This is a genomic window from Nonomuraea sp. NPDC049400 (assembly GCF_044466425.1).
In the GTDB taxonomy this organism is placed as follows: Bacteria; Actinomycetota; Actinomycetes; order Streptosporangiales; family Streptosporangiaceae; genus Nonomuraea.
Map to the genome: position 1 here is coordinate 265,659 of NZ_JBITMP010000001.1, position 24,860 is coordinate 290,518.

The 24,860-nt window shown below is 71.5% G+C and carries 16 protein-coding genes; 15 read left to right on the forward strand and 1 reads right to left on the reverse strand.

Annotation, left to right across the window (positions count from 1 at the left end; genetic code table 11):
• The first annotated feature begins 53 nt into the window (after window positions 1-53).
• A complete protein-coding gene (locus tag ACIBVN_RS01195) occupies window positions 54-3,575 on the forward strand; it encodes an alpha-N-acetylglucosaminidase TIM-barrel domain-containing protein (protein ID WP_397131327.1) in 3,522 nt (1,173 codons plus the stop codon).
• A 7-nt stretch (window positions 3,576-3,582) separates the two neighbouring features.
• On the opposite strand, the gene ACIBVN_RS01200 is transcribed toward ACIBVN_RS01195, so the two are convergent.
• On the reverse strand, window positions 3,583-4,587 hold the full coding sequence (locus tag ACIBVN_RS01200; protein WP_397131329.1) for an ABC transporter permease: 1,005 nt from the start codon (window positions 4,585-4,587) through the stop codon (window positions 3,583-3,585).
• Window positions 4,588-4,761: 174 nt separating this feature from the next.
• On the opposite strand from ACIBVN_RS01200, the gene ACIBVN_RS01205 reads away from it, so the two are divergent.
• From ACIBVN_RS01205 to ACIBVN_RS01270, 14 genes are all read left to right on the forward strand, one after another.
• A complete protein-coding gene (locus tag ACIBVN_RS01205; protein ID WP_397131331.1) occupies window positions 4,762-8,646 on the forward strand; it encodes a Pls/PosA family non-ribosomal peptide synthetase in 3,885 nt (1,294 codons plus the stop codon).
• Window positions 8,643-9,914 carry a M1 family metallopeptidase gene (locus ACIBVN_RS01210; protein WP_397131642.1) on the forward strand — a complete coding sequence of 424 codons (1,272 nt, stop codon included), beginning with the start codon at window positions 8,643-8,645 and terminating at the stop codon, window positions 9,912-9,914. The genes ACIBVN_RS01205 and ACIBVN_RS01210 overlap by 4 nt, the downstream gene beginning before the upstream one ends.
• A 135-nt stretch (window positions 9,915-10,049) precedes the next feature.
• Window positions 10,050-11,162 (forward strand): anion permease, encoded by a 1,113-nt coding sequence (locus tag ACIBVN_RS01215; RefSeq protein WP_397131333.1) that lies wholly within the window; start codon window positions 10,050-10,052, stop codon window positions 11,160-11,162.
• A gap of 10 nt (window positions 11,163-11,172) precedes the next feature.
• A complete protein-coding gene (locus ACIBVN_RS01220; protein ID WP_397131335.1) occupies window positions 11,173-11,406 on the forward strand; it encodes a hypothetical protein in 234 nt (77 codons plus the stop codon).
• A 63-nt stretch (window positions 11,407-11,469) separates the two neighbouring features.
• Entirely contained in the window at window positions 11,470-12,519 is a 1,050-nt protein-coding gene (locus ACIBVN_RS01225; protein WP_397131337.1) for a glycerophosphodiester phosphodiesterase, read from the forward strand.
• Between the two features lie 217 nt (window positions 12,520-12,736).
• On the forward strand, window positions 12,737-14,203 hold the full coding sequence (locus ACIBVN_RS01230; protein ID WP_397131339.1) for a three-helix bundle dimerization domain-containing protein: 1,467 nt from the start codon (window positions 12,737-12,739) through the stop codon (window positions 14,201-14,203).
• Between the two features lie 106 nt (window positions 14,204-14,309).
• Complete coding sequence (locus tag ACIBVN_RS01235; RefSeq protein ID WP_397131341.1) at window positions 14,310-14,915, forward strand: DNA-binding response regulator; 606 nt, start codon at window positions 14,310-14,312, stop codon at window positions 14,913-14,915.
• Entirely contained in the window at window positions 14,912-16,756 is a 1,845-nt protein-coding gene (locus ACIBVN_RS01240) for a sensor histidine kinase (protein ID WP_397131343.1), read from the forward strand. Before ACIBVN_RS01235 ends, ACIBVN_RS01240 begins: the two co-directional genes overlap by 4 nt.
• 56 nt (window positions 16,757-16,812) lie before the next feature.
• On the forward strand, window positions 16,813-18,315 hold the full coding sequence (locus ACIBVN_RS01245; protein WP_397131345.1) for a multicopper oxidase family protein: 1,503 nt from the start codon (window positions 16,813-16,815) through the stop codon (window positions 18,313-18,315).
• Between the two features lie 149 nt (window positions 18,316-18,464).
• Window positions 18,465-19,988 carry an alpha/beta fold hydrolase gene (locus ACIBVN_RS01250; protein WP_397131347.1) on the forward strand — a complete coding sequence of 508 codons (1,524 nt, stop codon included), beginning with the start codon at window positions 18,465-18,467 and terminating at the stop codon, window positions 19,986-19,988.
• 62 nt (window positions 19,989-20,050) lie between these two features.
• Window positions 20,051-21,217 (forward strand): M6 family metalloprotease domain-containing protein, encoded by a 1,167-nt coding sequence (locus ACIBVN_RS01255; protein ID WP_397131349.1) that lies wholly within the window; start codon window positions 20,051-20,053, stop codon window positions 21,215-21,217.
• A 160-nt stretch (window positions 21,218-21,377) separates the two neighbouring features.
• Window positions 21,378-21,935 (forward strand): ATP-binding cassette domain-containing protein, encoded by a 558-nt coding sequence (locus ACIBVN_RS01260; protein WP_397131351.1) that lies wholly within the window; start codon window positions 21,378-21,380, stop codon window positions 21,933-21,935.
• The gene (locus ACIBVN_RS01265) at window positions 21,932-24,268 is read left to right on the forward strand and encodes a YhgE/Pip family protein (RefSeq protein ID WP_397131353.1); all 2,337 of its coding nucleotides are present in this window, start codon (window positions 21,932-21,934) and stop codon (window positions 24,266-24,268) included. Before ACIBVN_RS01260 ends, ACIBVN_RS01265 begins: the two co-directional genes overlap by 4 nt.
• Window positions 24,252-24,851, forward strand: coding sequence for a TetR/AcrR family transcriptional regulator (locus ACIBVN_RS01270; protein ID WP_397131355.1), 600 nt, complete (start codon window positions 24,252-24,254; stop codon window positions 24,849-24,851). Before ACIBVN_RS01265 ends, ACIBVN_RS01270 begins: the two co-directional genes overlap by 17 nt.
• Window positions 24,852-24,860: the final 9 nt, after the last annotated feature.

The following is a 24,860-nucleotide window of genomic DNA, read 5'->3' on the forward strand; positions in this document are numbered from 1 at the left end:
GTCTTTACATAATAGGCCCCCTTACTCACCCCCCTTCGGAGGTGGCCGCCCCGATGACCCGGTCCCGCGAACCGCAGAGCCCCGCGGTCCTTTTACCGCGATATCTGACCGTGCTCGCCGTCCTGCTCACGATGCTCGCCGTCCCGTTCGTCCCCCAGCCCGGGGCGGTGGCCGAGGCGGCCGCCCGGCTCGACAGCCCGGCGGCGCAGGCCCTGGAACGGTTGATCGGGACATCGCGCGCCAAACAGGTCACCCTGCGCGCGATCGACAAGGGCGCGGGCCGGGACCGGTTCGAGGTGTACGCCGACAGCGGCCGCCTCGTCGTCGCCGGCACGACGCCCGCGGTTCAGCTGACCGGGTTCGGCCACTACCTGCGCCAGGTGGCACACGCCGACGTCTCGATCAACGGCTCCCAGGTCGACCTGCCCCAGCGCCTCCCCTTACCCGCGGCGCCCATCGCCAAGGACTCCTCGGTGGATCACCGCTTCGCCCTCAACGACACCAACCAGGGCTACGCGGGGCCGTACCTGAGCTGGCCGGAGTGGCAGCGGCGGATCGACGTCCTCGCGCTGCACGGCATCAACGAGGTGCTCGTCTACGAGGGCCAGGAGGCGGTCTACCAGCGCACCTTCATGGAGTTCGGCTACTCGGACCAGCAGATGCGCGAGTGGATCCCGCAGCCGGGCCACCAGGCCTGGTGGCTGCTGCAGAACATGTGCTGCACCGACAGCCCGATCTCCCAGCAACTCATCGACCAACGGGTCGAACTCGGCCGCAAGATGGCCGACCGCCTGCGTTCGCTGGGCATGGTCCCCGCGCTGCCCGGCTATTTCGGCACCGTGCCGACCGACTTCAAGGACCGCAACCCGGGAGCCAACACGGTCCCGCAGGGCACCTGGAACCAGCTCGAACGCCCCCACTGGCTCGACCCGACGGATCCGCTCTTCGCCCGCGTCGCCGCCACGTTCTACCGGGTGCAGACCCGGCTGTTCGGTCCCAGCACGATGTACAAGATGGACCTGCTGCACGAGGGCGGCACAGCCGGAACGGTCGACGTCGCGCAGGCGTCACAAGCGGTGCAGCGGGCACTGAACACCGCACACCCCAACGCGCTCTGGACGATCCTGGGCTGGCAGCGCAACCCGCTGCCGGCGACGCTCCAGGCCATCGACCGCACCAAGATGTTCATCGTCGACGGCATCAGCGAGGAATCCGGCACCACCGACCGGGACAAGGACTTCTTCGGCACCGGGTACGCGTTCGGCACCATCTGGAACTTCGGCGGCCATTTCAACCTCGGCGCCCGGCTGACGGTGTGGAACGAGAAGTTCCACGCCTGGCGCGGCAAGCCCGGCACGGCGATGAACGGCATCGCGCTGATGCCGGAGGCCATCGACAACAACCCGGCCGCGGTCGCGTTCTTCACCGACATGCCGTGGCAGGACGGCCCGGTCGACATGCGCAAGTGGTTCGACGACTACGCCACCGCCCGGTACGGCGGCCAGGATCCGCACGCCAAGGCGGCCTGGCAGATCCTCCTCGACACCGTCTACAGCTGGCCCGCCGGCGCCGACACCCGGCACGTCACCGGCCTGTACGACGACGAGCCCGGTCTGGCGAACACCGGCTACCCGCTGCAGTACGACATCGCCACCTTCGACAAGGCGCTCGACGAGCTGCTCCAGGTCGACCCGAGCCTGCGCGGTTCCGGCGCGTACCGCTACGACCTCGTCGACGTCGCCCGGCAGGTGCTGGCCAACCACAGCCGGCTGCAGCTGCCCAGGATCCGCGCCGCCTACCGCGCGAAGGATCTCGGGCGCTTCGAGCGCCTCACCGGCCAGTGGATGGACCAGCTGCGGCTGATGGACCGGCTGCTCGGCACCGACGAGAACTTCCTGCTCGGGGTGTGGCAGAAGGAAGCCCGCCGGCAGGCCGCCACTCCGGCGGAAGCAGCGACCCTGGACTACAACCTCAAGTCGCTGGTCACGCTCTGGGCCGCCGGCGCCCGGCTGCAGGACTACGCCCGCAGGGAGATGAACGGCCTCGTCGGGCAGTACTACGCGAAGCGGTGGCAGCTGTTCTTCGACAGCTTGAAGAGCGCGCTGCGCTCGGGCAAGGAGTATCCCGAGCCGATCGACTGGCCGGCCGTGGCCCGCGACTGGGCCAGGGCCGGCACCCGGCTGGCCGCCGAGCCACGTGGCGACGCCTACCTCGAGGCGAGCAGGGTGGCCGCGCTGCCGGACGGCGCGGTGACCGTCGGGGTCGACCGCAGGGGCGTCAAACCGGGTGGGACCGTACAGGTCACCGCCGTGTTCGCCAACGACAACACGTTGCGGCCCACCGGAAAGGTGACGCTCCGGCTCGATGCCCCGCAGGGATACCAGGTGCAGGCGACCTCCCCGGCAGGCGCCGACCACGTCGCCCCGCGCGGCAAGCTCACCGTGACGTGGACGGTGACCGTTCCCGCCGGCGAGGCGCCGGGCGCTGCCCCGGCGCTGGACGTCACCGCTTCCTGGCGATCTGGCGACGTCGCCCGGCAGGACACGGCCTCGACCCGGCTGCTGATCGCCGGAGCCGCGCCCGCGTCGTACCGGACGATGAGCAACACGCCGGCCGAGTTCGCTCCCGCAAGCGACGGGATCGCGATCGTGGCGGGTGGCGCGGACCTCTGGCGGGAGACCAACGAGCTGGCCACCGCCTACCGCCCCGACGCCCTGGCCGACGGGCAGCAGCTCGCGAGCACGGTGCTGCGGCAGGACGGCTCGTCGGAGTGGACCCGGTCCGGGCTGGTGGTGAGCGACGACCTGGCCGCCCCCGGGTCCGGCGGCTACGCGAACATCGCCGTCACCCCCGGTCACGGCTGCGTGTTCAGCTGGGATTCCGACGGCGACGGGCAGCTCGACTCGTACGCAGAAGCAGGCGGGTTCGCACCCCCCGTACGCGTGCGCATCGGCAGGTCCGGCGACCGGCTGACCGGCTCCTGCAGCAGCGACGGCGAGAACTGGTCGGTGATCGGGTCGGCCCGCGTCCCGGGCGCGGGCGTCACGCTCGACGCCGGTCTGTTCGTCAGCGCGGCCAACCGGAACACCGGCCACCAGGCGATCGCCGTGCTGACCGATCCCGCACCGACCCCGCCGACCGCACGCGACGGCGCGCGGGACACGCTGCAGAGCCTCCGCAAACCGGTCACGGCGCTGAGCTCGGAGCCGAACCGGGGCCCCGAGCACGCGAACGACGGCAACCGGGGCAACTCGCCGTACTTCGCCAGCCAGATGACCTGGGACACCACCTGGTGGCAGGTCGACCTGGGGACGGTCAACGACATCTCACGGGTCAACGTGCGCAACTATGTCGGGGGCGGGCGCTACTACGAGTACCGGCTGGAGGGCAGCCTCGACGGCGTCACCTGGCACACCCTCGGCGGCCGCCGTGGCCCCCGCGCCGCGACCGACGCCGGAGACACCCTGACCACTGAGGCTAAGGCCCGCTACGTCCGGGTGGTCGGCACGCACAACACCGCCAACCTGTCGTTCCACCTCACTGAGGTCAGCGTGTACGGCACGCCGGCACAATGATTCCGCGTCATCCGTGATCGCGGGAGCGGTCCGCGGCGGGGCGCCGGTGCCAGATCAGGAAGACCACGCAGGACACCAGCGTCCACGCCCCCAGCACCAGGAACGGCATCAGGCTCTGGTGAGCGCCGAAGTAGACGGCGGTGTGCTGGGCGTTGACCGACGCTCCCGGCGGCAGCCAGCGGCCGATGGCGCCGAGCGGCGAGGGCAGCAGCGGCCACGACACCGCCCCGCCGGAGGAGGGGTTGCCGAGCAGCACCATCAGCCCCCAGGTGGGGAGCATCGCCCAGCGCCCCAGGAAGGCGTTGAACATGGTGAACACCATCCCCGTCGAGAACATGGTCAGGGCCAGGATCATCCATGACTCCGCGGCGGGCAGGTCCAGCGCGCCCAGCAGCCAGTCCACGATCGCGACGATGGCGAACGCGCCGAGCGCCGCGTACACCGCCGTGAAGGCGATCCGCTCGCCGGCATTGAGACCGGCGGCGTTGGCGCTCAACTGGGCCGCCCCGGTGAACCCGATGATCACCGCGGCGAGCGTGATGTAGAAGATCGCCAGACCGCGCGGATCCGCTCGCTGGAGCGGCTTGACGTCCCGCACCGTCAGGCGTACCCCCACCCGGGAGGCGACGTGCGGGGCCTCCTGAGTGAGCAGCTGGGCCACCGACGCGCCCGAGGCGCTCGACACGTCCATCCTGACGTCTTCGCCGCGCACGACGAACACGGCGAAGACCCGCTGCTCCTCGATGGCCTGAACGGCCTCGCCGTAGGTCCGGTAGAAGCGCAGCACGAGCGAGGCCTCCAGCGATCTCTCCAGCCCGGCGACGAAGGCCCTCCCGCGCACGGTCTCGGCGGTGACGCCGACGACCGCCACCGGCAGATGATGCGGGGTCGGGGAGGCCATGGCGTAGGAGTACGACCCGGCGAACAGCCCCGCCCCCGCCGCGAGGATCAGCGCGAGGACGGACGCGGGAAAGTACGGCGATTGCTTGAAAGCCGCCCACCAGTCACCCATGCGCCCACGCTAGGCAGGCGCCCACCGCTCCAGCTCGCTGACATTCACTCCGTGACGGCTCGCGAAGCCATTCGGGAGGCGTCCATGACGAGCGCCGGGCCCGGCCCCGTGGGCGATCAAGAGGGAACGGCGCGTACCCTGCAGTGTCAGCCGTCGCCGATCCACGGAGCACTCTTGCCCAGCAACCCTGCCTCTTTACGCCACAGAACCGCGGACGCGATCTACCCCGCGGGCGTGCTGGCGACGCCGCCACGTACCCTCATCGACGTCCTCGACGAGACCGCTCGCCTGCACCCGCACGCGCTCGCGATCGACGACGGCACCGTACGCCTCGACTACCGCTCGCTGCGCGCCGAGGTGGACCGGCTCGTCGCCGAGCTCGCCGCGGCGGGGATCGGCCGCGGCCACCGGGTCGGCGTGCGCGTCGCGTCGGGAACCGCCGAGCTGTACCTGTCCATCCTCGCCGTGCTCGCCGCCGGCGCCGCGTACGTGCCCGTCGACGCCGACGACCCGGCGGAACGCGCCGCGCTGGTCTTCGCCGAGGCCGAGGTCGACGCGGTCATCTCCGGCGAACTGACGGTCTGCGGCAGCGAGGGCAGCGAGGGCAGCGAGGACAGCGCAGGCGGCGAGGGCGGAGCCGCGACGGCCCCTTCGCCGCCCGCCCTCGACGACGACGCGTGGATCATCTTCACCTCCGGCTCGACCGGCCGGCCGAAGGGGGTCGCGGTGACGCACCGGTCCGCGGCCGCGTTCGTGGACGCCGAAGCGGGGCTCTTCCTGCGGGAACGGCCGCTGGGCCCCGGCGACCGGGTGCTGGCAGGACTGTCGGTGGCCTTCGACGCCTCCTGCGAGGAGATGTGGCTGGCGTGGCGGCACGGCGCCTGCCTGGTGCCCGCGCCCAGAGCCCTCGTACGCACCGGGATGGACCTGGGGCCCTGGCTGGCGGAGCAGCGGATCACGGTCGTCTCGACCGTGCCCACGCTGGCCGCGCTGTGGCCCGCCGAGCACCTCGACCGGATCCGGCTGCTCATCTTCGGCGGGGAGGCCTGCCCGCCCGAGCTGGCCGAGCGGCTCGCCGTACCCGGGCGCGAGGTGTGGAACACCTACGGGCCGACCGAGGCCACAGTGGTGGCCTCGGCGGCGCGGCTCACGGGCGACGGCCCGGTGCGCATCGGCCTGCCCCTCGACGGGTGGGATCTGGTCGTGGTCGACGGCGAGGGCGAGCCGGTGGCGATGGGGGAGACCGGCGAGCTGGTGATCGGCGGCGTGGGCCTGGCCCGCTACCTGGACCCGGTCAAGGACGCCGAGAAGTACGCGCCGCTGCCGTCGCTGGGCTGGGAGCGCGCCTACCGCAGCGGTGACCTGGTACGGGCCGACCCCCAGGGACTGGTGTTCATCGGCCGCGCCGACGACCAGGTGAAGCTGGGCGGGCGCAGGATCGAGCTGGGCGAGGTGGAGGCCGCGTTGCGGGCGCTGCCCGGGGTCACGGGCGCGGCGGCGGCCGTGCGCACCGCGGGCGGCGGTCACCAGGTGCTCGTCGGCTACGTCGTCACCGAGCCCGGCTTCGACCTCGGCAAGGCGCGCGAGCTGCTCGCCGACTCGCTGCCCGCGGCCCTGGTGCCGCGCCTGGCAGCGGTCGACGCGCTCCCGACCAGGACCTCGGGGAAGGTCGACCGTGACGCGCTGCCCTGGCCGCTGGCCGCGCCCGCCGCGACCGGGGACGGGCTGAGCCCGGCCGAGGCGGCGCTGGCCGAACGGTGGACCGCCATCCTCGGCGTGGCGCCGCGCGGACGGGACGCCAACTTCTTCGCCGACGGCGGCACGAGCCTGGCGGCGGCCCGGCTGGTGTCGATGCTGCGCGCCGGCCATCCCGACGTGGCGGTGGGCGACGTGTACGCGCAGCCGACGCTGGGCGGGCTGGCGCGGCTGCTGGAGAGCCGGGGCGAGGCGGAGCCGGAACGGCGGCCCGTGACCCCGATGCCCAGGCGCGCCGCGCTGGCGCAGTCGGCGCTCATGGTTCCGCTGCTCACCGTCGGCGCGATGCGCTGGATCGTGCTGCTCGCCGCGCTCGGCAACCTGCTGGCGCCCGCGTGGGCCCCGGCCCTGTCGTGGTGGTGGGTGACGCTGGGCGCTCTGCTGTTCGTCACCCCCGCCGGGCGGATGGGCCTGTCCGCGGCCGTGGCCCGGCTCCTGCTGCGCGGTGTGCGGCCGGGCAGTCATCCGCGCGGCGGCGGCGTACATCTGAGGTTGTGGTTCGCCGAGCGGTTCGCCGAGCGGCTCGGCGTTCCCGACCTGGCCGGCGCGCCCTACCTGGCGTGGTACGCCCGCCTGCTGGGCGCCCAGGTGGGCGGCGACGCCGACCTGCACTCGCCGCCACCCGTCACGGGGCTGCTCAAGCTGGGCACGGGCGCGTCGATCGAGCAGGAGGTCGATCTCTGCGGCCACTGGTACGACGGCGACCGGCTGCACATCGGCGAGATCGGGATCGGCGCCGGCGCGAGGATCGGTTCCCGGTCGACGCTGCTGCCCGGCACGAGAATCGGGAAGAACGCCCAGATCGCCCCCGGATCGGCGGTCGCCGGCAGCGTGCCGGCGGGCCAGCTCTGGGCCGGCGCCCCGGCGTTCAGGCAGGGCAAGTCCCGCAGGTCGCGGCCGGCGGAGCGGCCTGCCCGCTCCCGGTTCTGGGCCTCCATGTACGGGCTCACCGCCATCGTGCTCAGCCTGCTCCCGGCGGTCGCGGCCGGGGCCGGGCTCGCGGTGCTGGCCTGGTTCGCCGGCGACGCGCGCACGCTCGGCCAGGCACTGGCCGCCGCTCTGCCGGGCGTGCCGCTGGCGACGATCGCCGGTATGGCCGCCTTCGCGCTGATCACGCTGGTCAGCGTGCGGCTGCTCGGTATGGGCCTGCACGCGGGCCGCCACCCGGTGCACAGCCGCCAGGCCTGGCAGGCGTGGACGACGGGGCGGCTGATGGCCTCGGCGCGGGTCTGGCTGTTCCCGCTGTACGCCAGCGTCCTGACGCCCGCGTGGCTGCGGGCGCTCGGCATGAAGGTGGGCCGCGGCGTCGAGCTGTCCACGGTCCTGGCGCTGCCCACGATGACGTCCGTCGGAGACGGCGCCTTCCTGGCCGACGACACGATGGTCGCCCCGTACGAGCTGGACGGCGGCTGGATGCGCGTCGCCTCGGCGCGGATCGGCAAGCGCGCCTTCCTCGGCAACTCGGGGATGACCGCGCCCGGCCGCAAGGTGCCCAAGGACGGCCTGGTCGGGGTGCTGTCGGCGACGCCGAAGAAGGCCAGGTCCGGATCGTCGTACGTGGGCATGCCGCCCATGGAGCTGCGCCGTACCGCCGAGGAGGCCGATCGCAGCCGCACCTATCACCCGCCCGCCCGGTACAAGGTGGCCAGGGCGCTGGTCGAGGCGTTCCGCGTGGTGCCCGCGATGTGCGCGGTCGCGCTCGCCGTCCTGGTCGCCGCCGCCTTCGAGTGGCTCGCGGCCGGCTACGGCTTCGCCGTGGCGCTCGCGCTGGGCGGCGTGGTGCTGCTGGCCGCGGGCGTCCTCGCCGCGGCGGTCGCCACGGCCGCGAAATGGGCGCTCGTCGGGCGGATCAGAGCGGGCAGCCGGCCGCTGTGGAGCTCCTTCGTGTGGCGCAACGAGCTCGCGGACAACTTCGTGGAGGTGCTGGCCGCGCCCTGGTTCGCGCAGCCGTGGCTGGGGACCGCGCCGTTGAACGTGTGGTTGCGTTCGCTCGGGGCGCGCATCGGGCATGGGGTCTCATGTGACACGTACTGGCTGCCGGAGGCGGATCTGGTGACCCTGGGCGACGGCGCGTGCGTCAACCGGGGCTGCGTCCTGCAGACCCATCTCTTCCACGACCGGGTCATGAGCATGGACACGGTGACGCTGGAGGCGGGCGCGACCCTGGGACCGCACGGTGTGGTGCTGCCTGCCGCGCGGGTGGGCGCCGACACCACGATCGGGCCGGCCTCGCTGGTCATGCGCGGGGAGGCGGTGCCCGCTCGTACGCGGTGGTTCGGCAATCCCATCTCGGCGTGGCGATGACGTCGTACTTTCCCGCGCACGGCGACCACCGGTACGGGGTGTCGCACTACGACCTGACGCTGAAGTACGGGGTGGCGGGCAACCGGCTCGACGGCACGGCCCGGCTCACCGTGTCGGCCGCCGAACCCGTCGGCGTCCTCGACCTGGACCTCGGCCGGTTCCGGGTCACGGGCGTCACCGTCGACGGGGTCCCGGCCCGCCACGTGCACGGACGGGGCAAGCTGCGGGTGACCCTGTCCAGGCCGCTGCCCGCGGGAGCCGGCGCCGCCGTCGAGGTCCGCTACTCGGGCGGACCCATGCCGGTGCCGAGCCCCTGGGGTGGTCTGGGATGGGAGGAGCTGACCGACGGCGCGCTGGTGGCCAGCCAGCCGATCGGGGCGCCCTCCTGGTTCCCGTGCAACGACCGGCCCGACGACAAGGCGGCGTACCGGATCGCCGTGACGACCGCGTCGCCGTACCAGGTCATCGCGAACGGCGTGCTCACCGCCCGGCGCCGCGGGGCCGGGACCACGACGTGGATCTACGAACAGCCGGAGCCCATGGCCAGCTACCTGGCCAGCGTGCAGATCGGGCGCTATCAGGTCGCCGAGGTCGCGGGAACCCGGCTGGCCCATCCGGCGCGCCTGGGCGCCCGCGTCCGGCACGACTTCGGCCGGCAGGGCGAGATGATGGCGGTGTTCACGGAGCGGTTCGGCCCCTACCCGTTCGCCGGCTACGTCGCCGTCGTGGCCGACGACGACCTCGACATCCCGGTCGAGGCGCAGGGCATGTCGATCTTCGGCCGCAACCACGTGGACGGCCGGCGCGGGTTCGAGCGGTTGATCGCGCACGAGCTGGCGCACCAGTGGTTCGGCAACAGCCTCACGGTGTCCTGCTGGAGCGACATCTGGCTGCAGGAGGGCTTCGCCACCTACGCCGAGTGGCTGTGGTCCGAGGCGTCCGGCGGCCCGTCCGCCGCCGAACACGCCCGGCGCTGGCACCAGCGGCTCGCCGGGCTGCCGCAGGACTTCATGCTGGCCGATCCCGGCGTGGGCACGCTGTTCGACGACCGCGTGTACAAGCGGGGCGCGCTGATCGTGCACGCGTTGCGCCGGGCGCTGGGCGACGAGGCGTTCTTCCCCGCCCTGCGCGCCTGGACCACCGCGCACCGGCACGGGAACGTCACCACCCAGGGCCTGGCCGCGCACTTCCAGCGGCACACGGCGCGTCCGGTGGGCCCGCTTATGTCCGCCTGGCTGTACGACAAGCCTCTCCCGCCGGCTGCCTGAAGGGAACGCCGCCCGTATCGGATCTGCTGAGGAGGGGTATACGCCCACCGGGGCGTCCTGTCGGCCGGGGGTTCACGGCTGGTTCACAGCCCGCGCCCAACGTCCTGGTGACGTCGAGACGATGGGGCCGCCCATATGGAGCACGTGACGTTCGTGGTCGTCGTTGTGATCATCACGGCGCTGGCGTTCGATTTCACCAACGGCTTCCATGACGCCGCCAACGCGATGGCCACCTCGATCGCGACCGGCGCGCTGCGGCCCAGGGCGGCCGTGGCGATCTCGGGCGTGCTGAACGTCGTGGGCGCGTTCCTGTCGGTGGAGGTGGCCAAGACGATCTCGGGCGGCATCGTCGACGATCACCTGGTGACGCCGCCGATGGTGTTCGCCGGGCTGATCGGCGCGATCTTGTGGAACCTGCTCACCTGGCTGCTGGGGCTGCCGTCCAGCTCCTCGCACGCCCTGTTCGGGGGGCTGATCGGCGCCGTGTGGGTGGGCGCGGGCATCCAGGGCGTGCACTTCGGCACGGTCCTGGAGAAAGTGCTCATCCCGGCGGTCGCCTCGCCGCTCATCGCCGGATTCGTCGCGATGAGCGCCACCTATCTGGCGTACACGATCATCGCCAGGACCCGGCAGGATTCGGTGACGACCACGTTCCGGTTCGGGCAGATCGTCTCCGCGTCGCTGGTGTCGCTCGCGCACGGCACCAACGACGCGCAGAAGACCATGGGCGTCATCACGCTCACACTGATCTCGTCCGGCGCGCTGGCCTCGGGCTCCGGCCCGCCGTTGTGGGTGATCGCCGCCGCGGGCCTGGCGATCGGGGTGGGGACGTACATGGGCGGGTGGCGGATCATCCGCACCATGGGCAGGGGCATCACCGAGATCGAGTCCCCGCAGGGCTTCGCCGCCGAGTCCAGCGCGACCACTGTCATCCTGGTCTCCTCTCACCTGGGCTTCGCCCTGTCGACCACGCAGGTGGTCTCCGGCGCGATCCTGGGCACCGGGCTGGGCCGCCGGCTGGCCAAGGTGCGCTGGAACGTGGCCGGCCGGATGGTGCTGGCCTGGCTGTTCACCCTGCCCGCCGCCGCGGCGGTCGGCGGGGTCGTGGCGGTCGTGGCCATCACCGGCACCCTCGGCGTCGCCATCGCCGCGCTGGTGACGATCGCCGCCGCCGCGGGGCTCTACGCGGTCAGCCGCCGCGAGCCCGTCCACGCCGGCAACGTCAACGAAGTCCCGACCGTGGTCTGAGAGGAACGCGATGGACATCAAGTGGGCCGCCCTGGGCCAGGTCTTCGCCGTCAGCCTGGCCGTGAGCGTGGTGATCGTCCTGGTCTTCTCGCTCGGCGTGCTGGCGGTCGCCGCCCGGCAGTCCGCTCAGGAACAAGGCACTGGCAGCGGCGCCCGCGGGCTGGCCGCGGCCGTCCTGTGCTTCGCGGCCTGCGCGGCGGTGGTCCTGTACGGCATCTACCTGATCGTCCCGCAGTTCCACTGACGGTCTGTCGGGGCTCACCTCGCGTACGCCCTGCTGTACCCGTGATGGCCGATCTTTTCGCATGTGAACACGAAGAGATGGCTTACGGTAGTGGCGGCGGCGCTGGCGGTGACGGCCGTGCCGGGCGTCGCGGACGCGGACGGGCGGCGCGCCTTCGACCTCCAGGCGCACCGGGGCGGGCTCGGGCTCGTGGTGGAGAGCACGTTGCCCGCGTTCGCGAACGCGCTGGAGCTCGGCGTCAGCACGCTCGAGCTCGACGTGCAGATCACCGAGGACGGCCAGGCGGTCGTCACCCACGACAGGAAGGTCAACGGCACGAAGTGCCGCGACACGGCGCCGGCCGTGCCGGACGACCCCGAGTTCCCCTACGCCGGCAAGTACGTCAACACGCTCACCCTCAGCCAGATCAGGACCATGGACTGCGGTTCGCAGACGCTGGCCGCGTTCCCCGGGCAGCGGGCGGTGCCGGGGGCGCCGATGGCCACGTTGCGCGAGGTGTTCGAGCTGGTCGGCCGGTACCGGGCGCGAGACGTCAAGCTCAACGTGGAGACCAAGGTGGAGGCAGGGGCGCCCAGCGAGACGGCGCCGAGGGAGCAGTTCGTCCAGGTGACGCTCCGGGAGATCCGCCGGGCGGGGATGCTGCGGCAGGTCACCATCCAGAGCTTCGACTGGGGCGCGCTCATGCGGATGCGGGAGCTGGAGCCGCGGCTGCCGCTCGTCGCCCTCACCAACCGCGACTTCCTGCAGACCGGCCAGCCCGGCGCCTCGCCCTGGCTGGGCGGCATCGACATCGACGCCTTCGGCGGCGACCCGCTCAAGGCGGTCAAGTCGTTCGGGGCGGACGCGTTCTCGCCGGTGCACGGCTTCCCGCAGAACGGCAAGGTGACGGACCCGGGCTACCAGGCGTACGTCACCAAGGACATGGTCGACCAGGCCCACGCGCTCGGGCTCAAGGTGATCCCGTGGACGATCGACGACGAGCCGACGCTGAACAAGCTCATCGACGACGGCGTGGACGGCATCATCACCGACTATCCCGATCGGCTGCGGCAGGTCATGGCCGAGCGCGGGTTCAAGCTGCCCAAGAGGTATCGCCTCCACGGGTCATCTTGATGAACAAGCTCTGACATTAATCATTGATTTTGTCGAACCAAATCCACGGCAAGGTGAACAACAACTTCAAGTCGCGCGGTCGCATAGGCGGTCATCTGCGATTTCGAATAACCCTTGACTCGGATTATCGACTCGGCCGAAACCCCCTATAAGGTTGGCCCGGCGCAGGCCGAAAGGCCGCGGGTGCCCGACCAATGAGTAAGCCGAGGAGATGCTGGTGAGTGTCGACACCCTCCGCGAGGAACAGGCGATACGTCGAGCGACTGACCACCTGGTCCAGGTTTTTGCCGGCACTCACCCGGCCGAGCAGGTCGAGAGTGCGGTGGAGACGATCCACCGCCGTTTCGACGGCCATCCCGTCAGGGATTTCGTCCCCATCCTGGTCGAGCGCATCGTCCGTCAGGAACTGGTGGAGGCGAATCGGGCGGTGGAGACCGAGGAGCCGCCGGAGTTTGCCGGGGACCTTCACCCGGAGGTGACGGCGGACCCCATTCCCGCGGTAACGGCGAAAACGACATCTAACGCCATCGGCGACATATCTGACACAGGGAGAAGTCGCTCCCCTGAAGTCGCCGAGCCGGCGCGAACTCGGTCGGCGCGAGTCCGCGGTAAGGGATTTCTTGCGCTGATCGTGGTCGCGGTGGCCGTGGTCGCCGCCGTAGTGGTGGTCGTGAACACCGGGCAGGAGGAAACCCCGCCCCCGCCCCCGCTCGCGACCGTGCGCGGTGTGATCGGCTCGGAGAAGAAGGCGTTCTTCGAGGATCCACGAGTGCAGAAGGCGCTCGCGGACAAGGGGGTGAAGGTCGAAGTCGATCCGGCGGGTTCACGCCAGATCGCCACCTCGATCGACCTCGGAAAATACGACTTCGCGTTCCCGTCGAGCGCGCCTGCGGGCGACCGGATCCAGCGCCAGCGTCATGGCAGTGCGAAATACACGCCGTTCTCCTCGCCCATGGCCATCGCCACGTTCCAGCCCATCGCGGACCTGCTGAAGAAGGCGGGCGTCGTGAAACAGGGACCCGTCCTGACCTTCGACTTCAGCCGCTATCTGGAGCTGGTCACCACGGACGTGCAGTGGGACCAGCTCACGGGCAACACCGTCTATCCCGTGCGCAAGAACATCCTGGTCTCCACGACGGATCCGCGCACCTCGAACTCCGCGGCCATGTACCTGGCCATCGCCGGCTATGTCGCGAACAACGGCACGATCGTGCACGGCGCCGCCGCGGAAAAGACCGTGCTCCCCCTGGTGTCTCAGCTCTTCACCAGCCAGGGCTACACCGACAACACCTCCGAGGGTCCCTTCAAGGAATACCTCACGGTCGGCATGGGCCCGACCCCGATGGTCTGGATCTACGAGGCGCAGTTCGTGGACGCCGCCACGCGCGGGCAGCTCAAGCCGGGGATGGTGCTGATGTACCCGTCACCGACCGTGCTGTCCAAGCACACCCTGGTGCCGTTCAACGCCTCAGGCGACCGGGTCGGGCACCTGCTGAGCACCGACCCGGAGCTGCAGCGACTCGCTGCCGAGCACGGGTTCCGCTCCGGCGACGCCGCCCAGTTCGCCAAGGTCGCCGCGGATCACGACGTACGCGTGGCGACGGATCTCATCGATGTGGTCGAGACCCCGTCCTACGACACGCTTGAGCACCTGCTCGACGGAGTCGCCAAGTCGTACGGGTAGCGATCCCCCGCGCCTCACCTCGTGAGATCTTCGTGCCGGTTTCGTGAAGATCTCACGAGATGGTCGAAATGCGGCACAATCGGTCCGTGTTTCAACGGGGTGACGGATGATCCGCGTGCTGCTCGCCGAGGACATGCATCTGGTGCGCGGCGCGCTGGTCGCGCTGCTGGGCTTGGAGCCTGACATCGACGTGGTCGCGGACGTCGGATCGGGGGAGGAGGTCGTGCCCGCGGCGCTCGCCTCCGTGCCCGACGTGGCCGTGCTCGACATCGAGCTGCCGGGTGTGGACGGCCTCTCCCTCGCCACCGAGCTGCACAGGTTGCTGCCGGAGTGCCGCGTCCTCGTCGTGACGAGCTTCGGCCGCCCGGCCAATGTCCGCCGGGCCTTCGCCGCCCGGGCGTCCGGGTTCATGCTGAAGGACGCTCCGCCGCACCAGCTCGCGGACGCGATCAGGAAGGTGGCGGCGGGTGAGCGGGTGATCGATCCGCAACTCGCCGCGGCGGCCCTGGAGGTGGTGGAGAGCCCGCTCAACGAGCGCGAGCTGGATGTGCTGCGCCGTTTCGCCGAGGGGGCGGACATCGAGCAGATCGCCAGGGAACGGTTCCTGTCGGTGGGAACGGTGCGCAACTACCTCACCGCGATCGTCACCAAGCTGCACGCCCGCAACCGGCTGCACGCCGTCCGGATCGCCACAGACGCCGGCTGGCTGTGAGACCGGTCGCGCTTCTGGCCTGGTTCCTGTGCGCCCTGTGGGGGATCCGGGTCAGCTCTCACCTCGACCAGGGCGCGGATCCCACGTTGGTCGTCCTCGCCGTGACGCTGGTCGCCCTGCTCCAGCAGCCGATCTCGCTGCCGGGCCGGCCGCCTGTCACGCGGACGTGGCTGCTGGTGGCGCAGGGGCTGGTCAACTACCTGCCCCTCCTGGTCACGCCGGACGCCTGGTGGACCGGGGGAACGGCTTTCGTCGCAGCCTCCATCCTGCTGGTGGTCAGGGGGCGGCGCGCCTGGGTGCTGTTCACGCTGGTCGCAGCCCTCGAAGGCGTCGTCGCGTTCCTCCTGGGCCGCGGGGCCGCGGACGTCTACCACTCGATCGTGGCGCCGATCACTGCCGGCCTCGTGCTGTACGGCCTCAGCGACCTCATCGGCCTGGCCGAGCGGGTCCGGCAGGAGCGGGACGAGCTCGCCACGAGGGCCGGAGAGGTGGAGCGGCTGCGGTTGTGGCGGCACACCCGCGGACTGCTCCTGACGAGCCTGTCCACCGCCGAACGGCTGGTGAATCGGGCCAGGTCGCAGCAGGGGGAGGCGGCGAAAAGGGACATCGCCCGTGCGGTCGGCATAGCCCGGGAGACGCTGGCCCGGGTGCGCTCCCTGCCCGCGGCCCCGGACCCGCCCCCCGTCGCGCTGCCCGCCTACGACTGGCGGGTCGTGCGTCTGGCCGGTCCCAGCCTGGTTCTGGTGCACGCCATCTTCGTCGGCCAGGCCGTGTTCAACCTCACCGCCCAGGGCGTCCCCCTGGGTGCCGGCGAAGTGGTCGGGGTGGCCCTGCTGCCGGTGACCTTCGGCCTGCAGCTGCGGCATCTGGCGGCCGCCCGGGCGGGCGACCGCTCCAGGGGCTGGCACTGGACGCTGCCGCTTCAGGCCCTGGCCACCTACCTCCCCGTGGCGCTCGGGGCCGAGTCCGGCCTGATCGTGTCGGGCTTCCTGGGCGGCGTGGTGCTGCTGTACCTGGCGGCACCGGTGTCCTGGCTGGTCTGCGCGATGATCGTCGGCGTGGCCGGCGTGAGCGGCACGTTCTCGTGGGGGCCGGTCACCGGAGCCTACTTCGCCTGCAGCACGCTGTTCACCTCCATGGGTGTGTACGGCCTGACCCGGCTGACCGGGCTCGTCGTCGAGCTCAGGCGGACGCAGGCCGAGTCGGTGCAGCTGGCCGCGCTGCGGGAGCAGCTGAGGGCCGGCAGGGACCTGCACGACCTGCTCGGCCGCGGACTCACCGCGATCACCCTTCACAGCGAGCTGGCGCTGCGGCTGCTCGACGCCGATCCGGTGCGGGCGGGGGCGGAGCTGGAGCGGGCCGCCGGCGCGGTGCGAGCCGCGAGGTCCGAGACCTACGGGCTTCGCGACGCCGTGCCCCGCCTGCGGCTGGCCGACGAACTGGCCGCCGCCGAAGCCGCGCTGCGAGCGGCGGGCGCTCGGGTCCGGACCACCGCCGATCCGCTGCCGGACCCGCTCGGCGCGGTCCTGGCGCTGGTGCTGCGCGAGGCGGTGACCAACGTGCTCAGGCACAGCTCGCCCGCGGAGGTCCGCATCGAGCTCACCTCCACCGGCGGGCGGGTACGGCTGCGTGTCGTCAACGACGGCGTGGACCAGGCCGTACCGGCGACCAGGGCGGGGGGCGGCGGGACGAGCCTGGCCGTTCACCGGCACGGCAGCGGGCTGCGAAACCTGCGTGCCCGCCTTGAGGCCGTGGCCGGCGAGCTCACCATCGCCCGCGCGGGCGATCGCTTCGAGCTCCTCGCCGAAGCACCCGTCGATCATGAAGTTCTCACGCCATGAGGTGAATCCGGCGACTGTTCCGGACCGGGCAGGGTGGCCCAGACTGCGATCGAACCATGAAGATCGACAGAATTGGACTGATCACCATGCACGGCATGAGCCGCCGGCGGTTCCTGACGACCGCCGCGCTCGCTGGTCTCACCGCCGCCTGCGGCTCGTCATCGGAGGCAGGGGCGTCCCGCCCCGCAGGCAAGCCGGGCTTCCGCACTGAGCTGCGCATCCCGCCCCTGCTCCGCCCCGAGCCCGGCAAGGGCGGCGTGCGGCGGTTCCAGCTCACCATGCAGAGCGGCCGGGTGGGCATCCTGCCCGGCACGTCGACCGCCACGTGGGGGTTCAACGGCTCGTTCCTCGGACCCACGATCCGGGCGGCCAGAGGCGACAAGATCCAGATGGCGGTCACCAACCGGCTGCCGGAGACCAGCACGGTGCACTGGCACGGCATGCGGCTGCCGGCGAAGATGGACGGAGGCCCGCATCAGCCGATCGAACCGGGCGCCACGTGGCGGCCGCACTGGACCGTCGACCAGCCCGCCGCCACCTCCTGGTACCACCCGCACCCGCACGGCAAGACGGCCATGCACGTCTACCGCGGGCTCGCCGGGATGTTCATCGTTGACGACGACGTCGAGGTGGAGCTGCCGGACCGCTACGGGGTCGACGACATCCCGCTCATTCTGCAGGACAAGAGTTTCGCCGCGGACGGCTCCCTGGCCGGGGACCCGCTGAAGGGCACCTTCGGCATCCTCGGCGACCACATCCTGGTGAACGGCACCTACGACCCGTTCGTCAACGTCACCACCGAGCGGGCGCGGTTCCGGATCCTGAACGGATCCAACGCCCGCATGTACAACCTCGCGTTCTCCGACCGCCGGAAGTTCCATGTCGTCGGCAACGACGCCGGTCTGCTGCCCGCCCCGGTCACGGCGGACCGGGTGTCGCTGACGCCTGGTGAGCGGATGGAGATCGTGGTGGACTTCGCCCCTGGCGAGCAGGTCGTGCTGCGCAGCGTCGGCGGCTCAGCGGACATCGACGAGGGTGACCTCGAGCTGCTGAAGATCGTTGCCGCCGCCCGGCTCGCCGACTCCCAGCCGTTGCCCGCACGGCTGGCGCGAACCGCGCCGATCGCCGTGCCCGCGGGGGCCAGGGTGCGACGTTTCAAGCTCAACGGGCACGACGCCATCAACGGGAAGGAGATGGATCCCACCCGGATCGACGAGGTGGTGCCGGCCGGGGCGACGGAGATCTGGGAGATCGAGAACAGCGTCTACGCCCACAACTTCCACATCCACGAGGTGGCCTTCCGGATCCTGGACGTGGGCGGATCAGCCCCGCCCGGTTACGCCACCGGCCACAAGGACACCGTCTACGTGCCGTCGAAGACGACCGTCCGGCTCGCCGTCGAGTTCGGCCGGCACACCGATCCGCGGACTCCCTACATGTACCACTGTCACATCCTCCGGCACGAGGACTCGGGGATGATGGGCCAGTTCGTGATCGTGGAGCCGGGCACCGAGAACCAGATCTCCCGCACGATCCCCGCCGCCCACCACCACATGTAGGGAATGCCGGCCGGTTTTCGCGGCCGGCCGGGCGCCGGACTGGGATGATCGAAATCAGGCCGGCGCGACGTACGGAGGCCGGCCGTTCGACCGACGATCGGAGCAACGTGCGAAGAAGATCATCTCTGTTCGCCGCCTTACTGACGCTGGTGCTCTTACCCGTTCCGATGTCCAACGCCGCCGCTGCAGGAGCCACGGCGGCCGCCGGGCAGAGCGGCATCGCCTGGGCGCCTTGTGAGGAGGAGCCCGCCGCCGAGTGCGGCACGCTGACCGTCCCGATCGACTGGTCCGAGCCGAACGGGCCGGCCATCGACCTCGCCGTCGCCCGGCGCAAGGCCACCGACCCCGCCGCCCGGATCGGCTCCCTGGTGATCAACCCGGGTGGCCCGGGCGTGTCGGGCGTGGAGGCCGCCTATGGCGCCCCCGGCTTCTTCACCGAGGAGCTCCAGCGGCGGTTCGACATCGTCGGCTTCGACCCCAGGGGCGTGGGCCGCAGCAACCCGGTGATCTGCTCCGCGTCCGTGTACAACCAGATGCCGCACACCGTCATGGCGAGCCAGGCCGACTTCGACGCCTGGAACGCCTTCACCAGGAAGCTGCACAAGGATTGCCGGGCCCGTACCGGTCCGCTCTATGACCACGTCGACTCCGCCGACGTCGCGCGTGACCTGGACGCCCTCCGCGCCGCCCTCGGCGAGGAGCGGCTCACCTACTACGGGATCTCGTACGGCACCCTGATCGGGCAGATGTACGCCGAGTTGTTCCCGGGCCGGATCCGGGCGCTCGCGCTCGACAGCAACATGGACCACAGCCTCGGCGTCAAGGGGTTCCTCTACACCGAGGCGATCGCCGCCGAGGACGGGTTCGACGAGTTCGCCGCCTGGTGCGAGGCCGACAGCAGTTGCGTCCTGCACGGGCGTGACATCCGCGCGATCTGGCAGGACCTGCTGGCGAAGGCGCGACGCGGTGAGTTGTACTACCCGGGCGTGACGGATCGCCCGATGACCGAGCTGCAGGTCATCTACAACGGCGTGCTGGGCAACGAGGGGCCCGACTGGCGCCTGCTGAGCGAGGTGATCAACGCCCTGGCCGGGGGGCCGCTGCCGGACTGGTTGCCGCCGCTGCCGGGCCGGCAGCCCGTGGCGGGGGAAGTCGCGGTGCTGCCGACCGCGGTGCTGTGCCAGGACTACAACCTCCGGGTGCGCAACTACCGGGAGTACGCCGCTCTCATGCGCAGCTCCGCACGACTGGCCCCCGACATGCGGTATCACCCGTACCCGATCGATGACATGCCGATCTGCCTGAACTACCCCACCACCAACCCGCCGCATCGGCTGCGGTACACGGGCAGCGCCCCGCTGCTGCTCGGCAGCTCGCTGCACGACCCTGCCACGCCGTACGGCTGGTCCGCCAACGTGGCCCGCCAGCTCGGTCCCAAGGCGGTGCTGCTCACTTACGAGGGCTGGGGGCACCGTATCTACGGCAAGGACAAGTGCCAGACGGACATCTTCGACCAGTACCTGATCTCGCTGGCCGTGCCCCCACCCGGCACCCGCTGCGCCGTGGGCACAGCCGAGACCACGCTCAAGCGGAAGCCTCCGGCGTGGCCGTCGAGCCGGCTTCACTGGGCGGCTCCGGCTCCCCGTGGCGGATCGGCTGTTCGCCTGCAATAGTGCGTCATATGTTACACATCTCTGCTCTACGTCGAGCCGTCGCGCGCCGGAGGCGTGTCCTGGTGTCGTTGGTCACCACTGCCGTGGTCGTGCTCACCGCGGTCCCGGCCCAGGCGACCATCCGGCAGCAGACCGGCGCGCGACGCCACGCGCCGGCCGCCGCGTGTGCCCTGCCAGGTCAGACGGGATGGACGGACGAGGGCCACGACACGGACCGGGTCCAGTTTCGCCGGGCGGCGGGCACGGTGCGGGCGGCCATGTTGTTCGTGGACTTCCCCGACGCGCCGGCCACCGAGTCCACCGCCACGGACGCGGCACAGCTGACGCCGGGCGCCGACTGGCTGCGCGAGGCCTCCTACGGTCGCGTACGGCTCGACATCACCCCGGTTCACCGATGGCTGCGCATGCCGCAGGACTCCACCACCTATGGATTCGACCGCGGCATCAGCTTCGAACAGCACGAGCTCTACGTCCGCCAGGCCGTCGCCGCGGCGGATCCCCACGTGGACTTCGGCCAGTACGACGTGGTCTACGTGGTGGCCACCAAGGCCGCCCCCGCGATCAAGTTCTCGCCCACCTACATCTACGACCGCAATGCCGCAGGGATCGTCGCCGACGGCCGGCGAGTCAAGTGGGCCGTCACCTTCGGCCAGGACATGTGGCGCTGGGGCTTCAAGGTCCTCAACCACGAGACCGGACACATCTTCGGGCTTCCCGACCTCTACGCCTTCACGGGGGACACCCACGGGTACGTCGGCGGCTGGGACCTCATGGGACTCATCAGCGGCCCCTCGCCGAGATTCTTCGCCTGGCACTCGTGGAAACTCGGCTGGATCGACGATTCCCAGGTGGCCTGCCTGGACGCCAAGGGACAGCGGACCGTCCAGCTGAGTCCCGTCGAGCGCCAGGGTGGCACCAAGCTGGCCGTCGTCCGTACCGGTCCCACGACGGCCTATGTCGCCGAATCGCGCAGGGCCGAAGGGCTCGACTCCACCGCGTGCTCCTCCGGCGTGCTGATCTACAAGGTGGACTCCGCGGCGCCGACCGGAAGCGGGCCCCTGCGCGTCCTGGACGCGACGCCCGGCTCCACACCGGGCGCCGGCTGCGCGCCGCTCGACGACGCCGCCTACCAGCCGGCGCAGTCCTTCACAGACGCGACGGCGGGCGTCCGCATCGACGTCGTGAGCTCGACGGGCGGAGCGGACATCGTCCGCGTCCGCCGGACGTAGTGCCGGTCCGGGGCCGGGAGCCCCGGGGAACGACCGCGCTCTGAGGCGTCGTGGTGGCGCCGGAAGGTGATGAATGCCACCACATCTCCTTGGGCGCGGTCCTTCCGCCTGGGGCCTATCTTTGTACTGACTGGTCAGTATAAAGATTGCGGGAGTAACGTTGATCATTGCGGAGGGGCTGGCGGTCGAGGGCGTGTATCCGGAGGTCTCGTTGACGGCCGGGGCCGGCACGCTCACGGCGGTCGCGGGTTCGGCGGGAAGCGGGCGGACGAGCCTGCTGTTGACGCTGGCCGGGCGGATGAAGCCCACGAAAGGCACCCTGAAGGTCGCCGGGCACGTCAGGCGCCGCGCCATCCGCAGAGCCGTGGCGCTGGCGCTGGTCGACGGGGTGACGGATCTGGACCGGTCGCTGACGGCCGGGGAGCACCTGCGGGAGCGGCGGCGCCGGCCGTACCAGGAGATTCTGGAGCGGGTCGGGCTGGCGGGCCAGGAGCGGGTGCTGGTCCGGGAACTGGACCGGGAGCGGCAGGTGCGGCTGGGCGTCGCGCTGGCGCTGCTGGACGAGCCGGAGATGATCGTCGCCGACAACGTGGACGCGGGCCTGCCCGCCGACCGGCAGCAGGCGCTGTGGGACCTGCTGCGCGACCTGGACCACACGGTGGTGGCCGCCTGCGTGGCGCCGCCCGCCCGCTTCGACCAGCTTGTGGAGCTGTCGTGAAGGGCCTGTTGCGGTCGCGGCTGACCCGGGCGGCGCTGGCGGCAGTGGTGGTCCTGCCGCTCCTGTACGCGGGACTGTATCTGTGGTCGTTCTGGGACCCGCAGGGCAACCTGGACCGCGTGCCGGTCGCGCTGGTCGTCGAGGACCAACCGGCTCAAGCCGCGGGCAGGACCCTGCACGCCGGCCGCGACCTGGCCTCCGAGCTGCTGGAGCGCCATGTGTTCGGCTGGCATGAGACCACCGCGCGGGAAGCGGCCGACGGGGTCGCGGACGGCACCTTCTACCTGTCGCTGACCGTGCCCGCCGATTTCAGCGCCAAGCTGGCCTCACCCGCCGACGACGACGCCGCCCCGAGCCCGGCGCGGCTCGGGCTGCGCGTGGACACGGGCCGCAGCTACGTCATGGGCAGCGTCTCGGACGCGGTGTTCAACGAGGTACGGGCGGCGGCCGAGCGCACGGCGATCCATGACTACTTCGACAACGTCTTCGTCTCGATCGGCGACATCCACGACAAGACGGTGGACGCCGCCGAGGGCGCCGGCAAGTTGCACGACGGCGCCGTGCGACTCGGTGACGGCGTCTCCCGGCTCAGCAGCGGCCTGGGCACGGCCGAGAACGGCGCTCGGCGGCTCTCCGCCGGCCTGAGCAGCGCCAACACCGCCACGGGCCGGCTGCGTGACGGCTCGGCCCAGGTCACGCGGGGCCTCACACAGGCACAGCAGGCGATCGGGCAACTGCGCGACGGCCTGAACAAGCTCCACGCGGAAGGAACGGCTCCGCTCAGCTCCGGCGCGAGGCAGGCATACCAGCAGGTCCACGCCCAGACCCGCACGGTCAACCAGCTCGCCGACACGTACGTCCCCGTGCTGGACGAATGGGGTCCCAAGATCTCCGAGGCCGCCGAGGCGGTCGCCGCCGCCGCCGACAAGGTCGCCGGCAGCGGCGGGACGACCGGCGCCGCCTTGACGGGTGCTGACCGCGCCCGCGTGGCGAACGCCCAGGCGAGCGGCGCGGCCGACAGCGCCAGGGAGGCGAGCTCGCAGGCGCAGGCCGCGATCGACCGCCTCGGCGCGGACGCCGACCCCCAGGTGCGCGAACTGCTGCGGAACGCGGCAGCCGCCGCGCGACGGGCCGCCACTCAGGCGGACCGGGCCCAGGACGCCGCCCAGGCGAGCGCCGGCAGCGGCACGGGAAGCGACGCCGTCGCGGACCTGAGGAACCAGGCGCGGGAGCTGGCGAAGCAGGCTCGCGAGATCGCGGCTGCGGCGCCCGGGCTCGGCTCCAGGCTGGACCGCGCCAGGGACCAGCTCAACGCCCTGGACGCGGGTCTGGGCAAGCTGGCCGGCGGTGCCGCGAAGGTGCACGCGGGCCTGGGCACGGCCGCCACCGGCGCGAACCGGCTCTACCAGGGCGCGACCGCGCTGGCCGACGGCTCCCGCCAGGTCACGGACGGCATCGGCCGGCTGAACGGCGGGCTGGTCAGGCTGAGCGACGGCGCGAGCGAGCTGCGCACCGGCGTGGATCGGCTCCACGACGGCGCGGGCCAGGTGGACAAGGGCATGACCGGCCTCGCCGAGGGATCGAAGGACCTGGCCGGCGGGCTCGGCGACGGCGCCGCCCGGATTCCCGACTACGACAAGGAGCAGCGCGACGCCCGCGCGGACGTGATGAGCGACCCGGTCCGGCTGGCCAAGACCGTCGACAACGAGGTGCCCAACTACGGCACCGGCTTCGCGCCGTTCTTCCTGCCGCTGTCGCTCTGGGTCGGTGCGATGATCGCGTACATGGTGCTGAAACCGCTGAACCGGCGGCGGCTGGCGGGCACCACGGGCGCGGTGCGGATCGCGCTGGCGGGCTGGCTGCCGGGGGCGGCGCTCGGGGCGGCGCAGGTGGGCGCGCTGGTGACGGTGCTGCGCTTCGGGCTCGGGCTGGAGGCCGCGCACTGGGCCGGGGTCATCGGGCTGCTGCTGCTCGCGGCGGCCGCGTCCATGGCGGTCGTGCAGGCGGTGAACGCGCTGCTCGGCCCGCCCGGGCGGGTCGTGGCGCTGGCGCTGCTGATGCTGCAGCTCACCTCGGCCGCCGGGACGTACCCCATCGAGACGTCGCCCGGGTTCTTCCAGACGATCTCGCCGTGGCTGCCGATGAGCTGGGTGGTGTCGGCGTTGCGCAGGCTGATCAGCGGCGGCGATCCGACCGTGGTGTGGCAGGCTTGCGGCGTGCTGTCGGCTTTCCTCGTACTCGGGCTCCGCTCACCACGCTCGCCGTGGAGCGTGGCCGCAGCTGGTCCGTCAAGCGCCTGCACCCGGAGCTGGCACTGTGAGCGAACGAAGTGAACGCACCGCCAGACGCGGGAGCCGGCAGGACACCCGGCAGAAGGTGTTCAGGTCGGCCGTGGAGCTGATCGCCGAGCTGGGGTACGCGGCCACCACGGTCGACGCCATCGCCGAGCGGGCGGGGGTGGCCAAGGGCACCGTGTTCTACAACTTCGGCAGCAAGGAAGGGCTGTTCGAGGCGCTGCTCGAGCACTCGATCAGCAAGCTCGCCGAGGCGCTGGCCGGCGCCGACACCGGGGAGAGCGCGCTGGACGCGCTCGACTCGGTGGTGCTCGGCCAGCTCACGTTCTTCGAGGAGCACGGGGCCTTCGCCCGGGTGCTGCTGGCCGAGATGTGGCACACGGTGTGGCAGGAGGCGGTGGCGAAGCTGCGCCAGCGCGCGCTCAGCGTTTACGCGAACGTGCTGCGCAGGGCCGCCGCGAACGGCGAGATCCGGGCCGATCTGGACGTGGAGACGGCGGCGACGGCCGTGTTCGGCATGGTCCTGACGGTCGCCATCGAGCGCCGCGCCCTGCATCCGGACCGGCCGATCGAGCGGACTCACGCGACACTGGTCGAACTCCTGCACGGCCGCATCAAGTAGGCGCGGGCC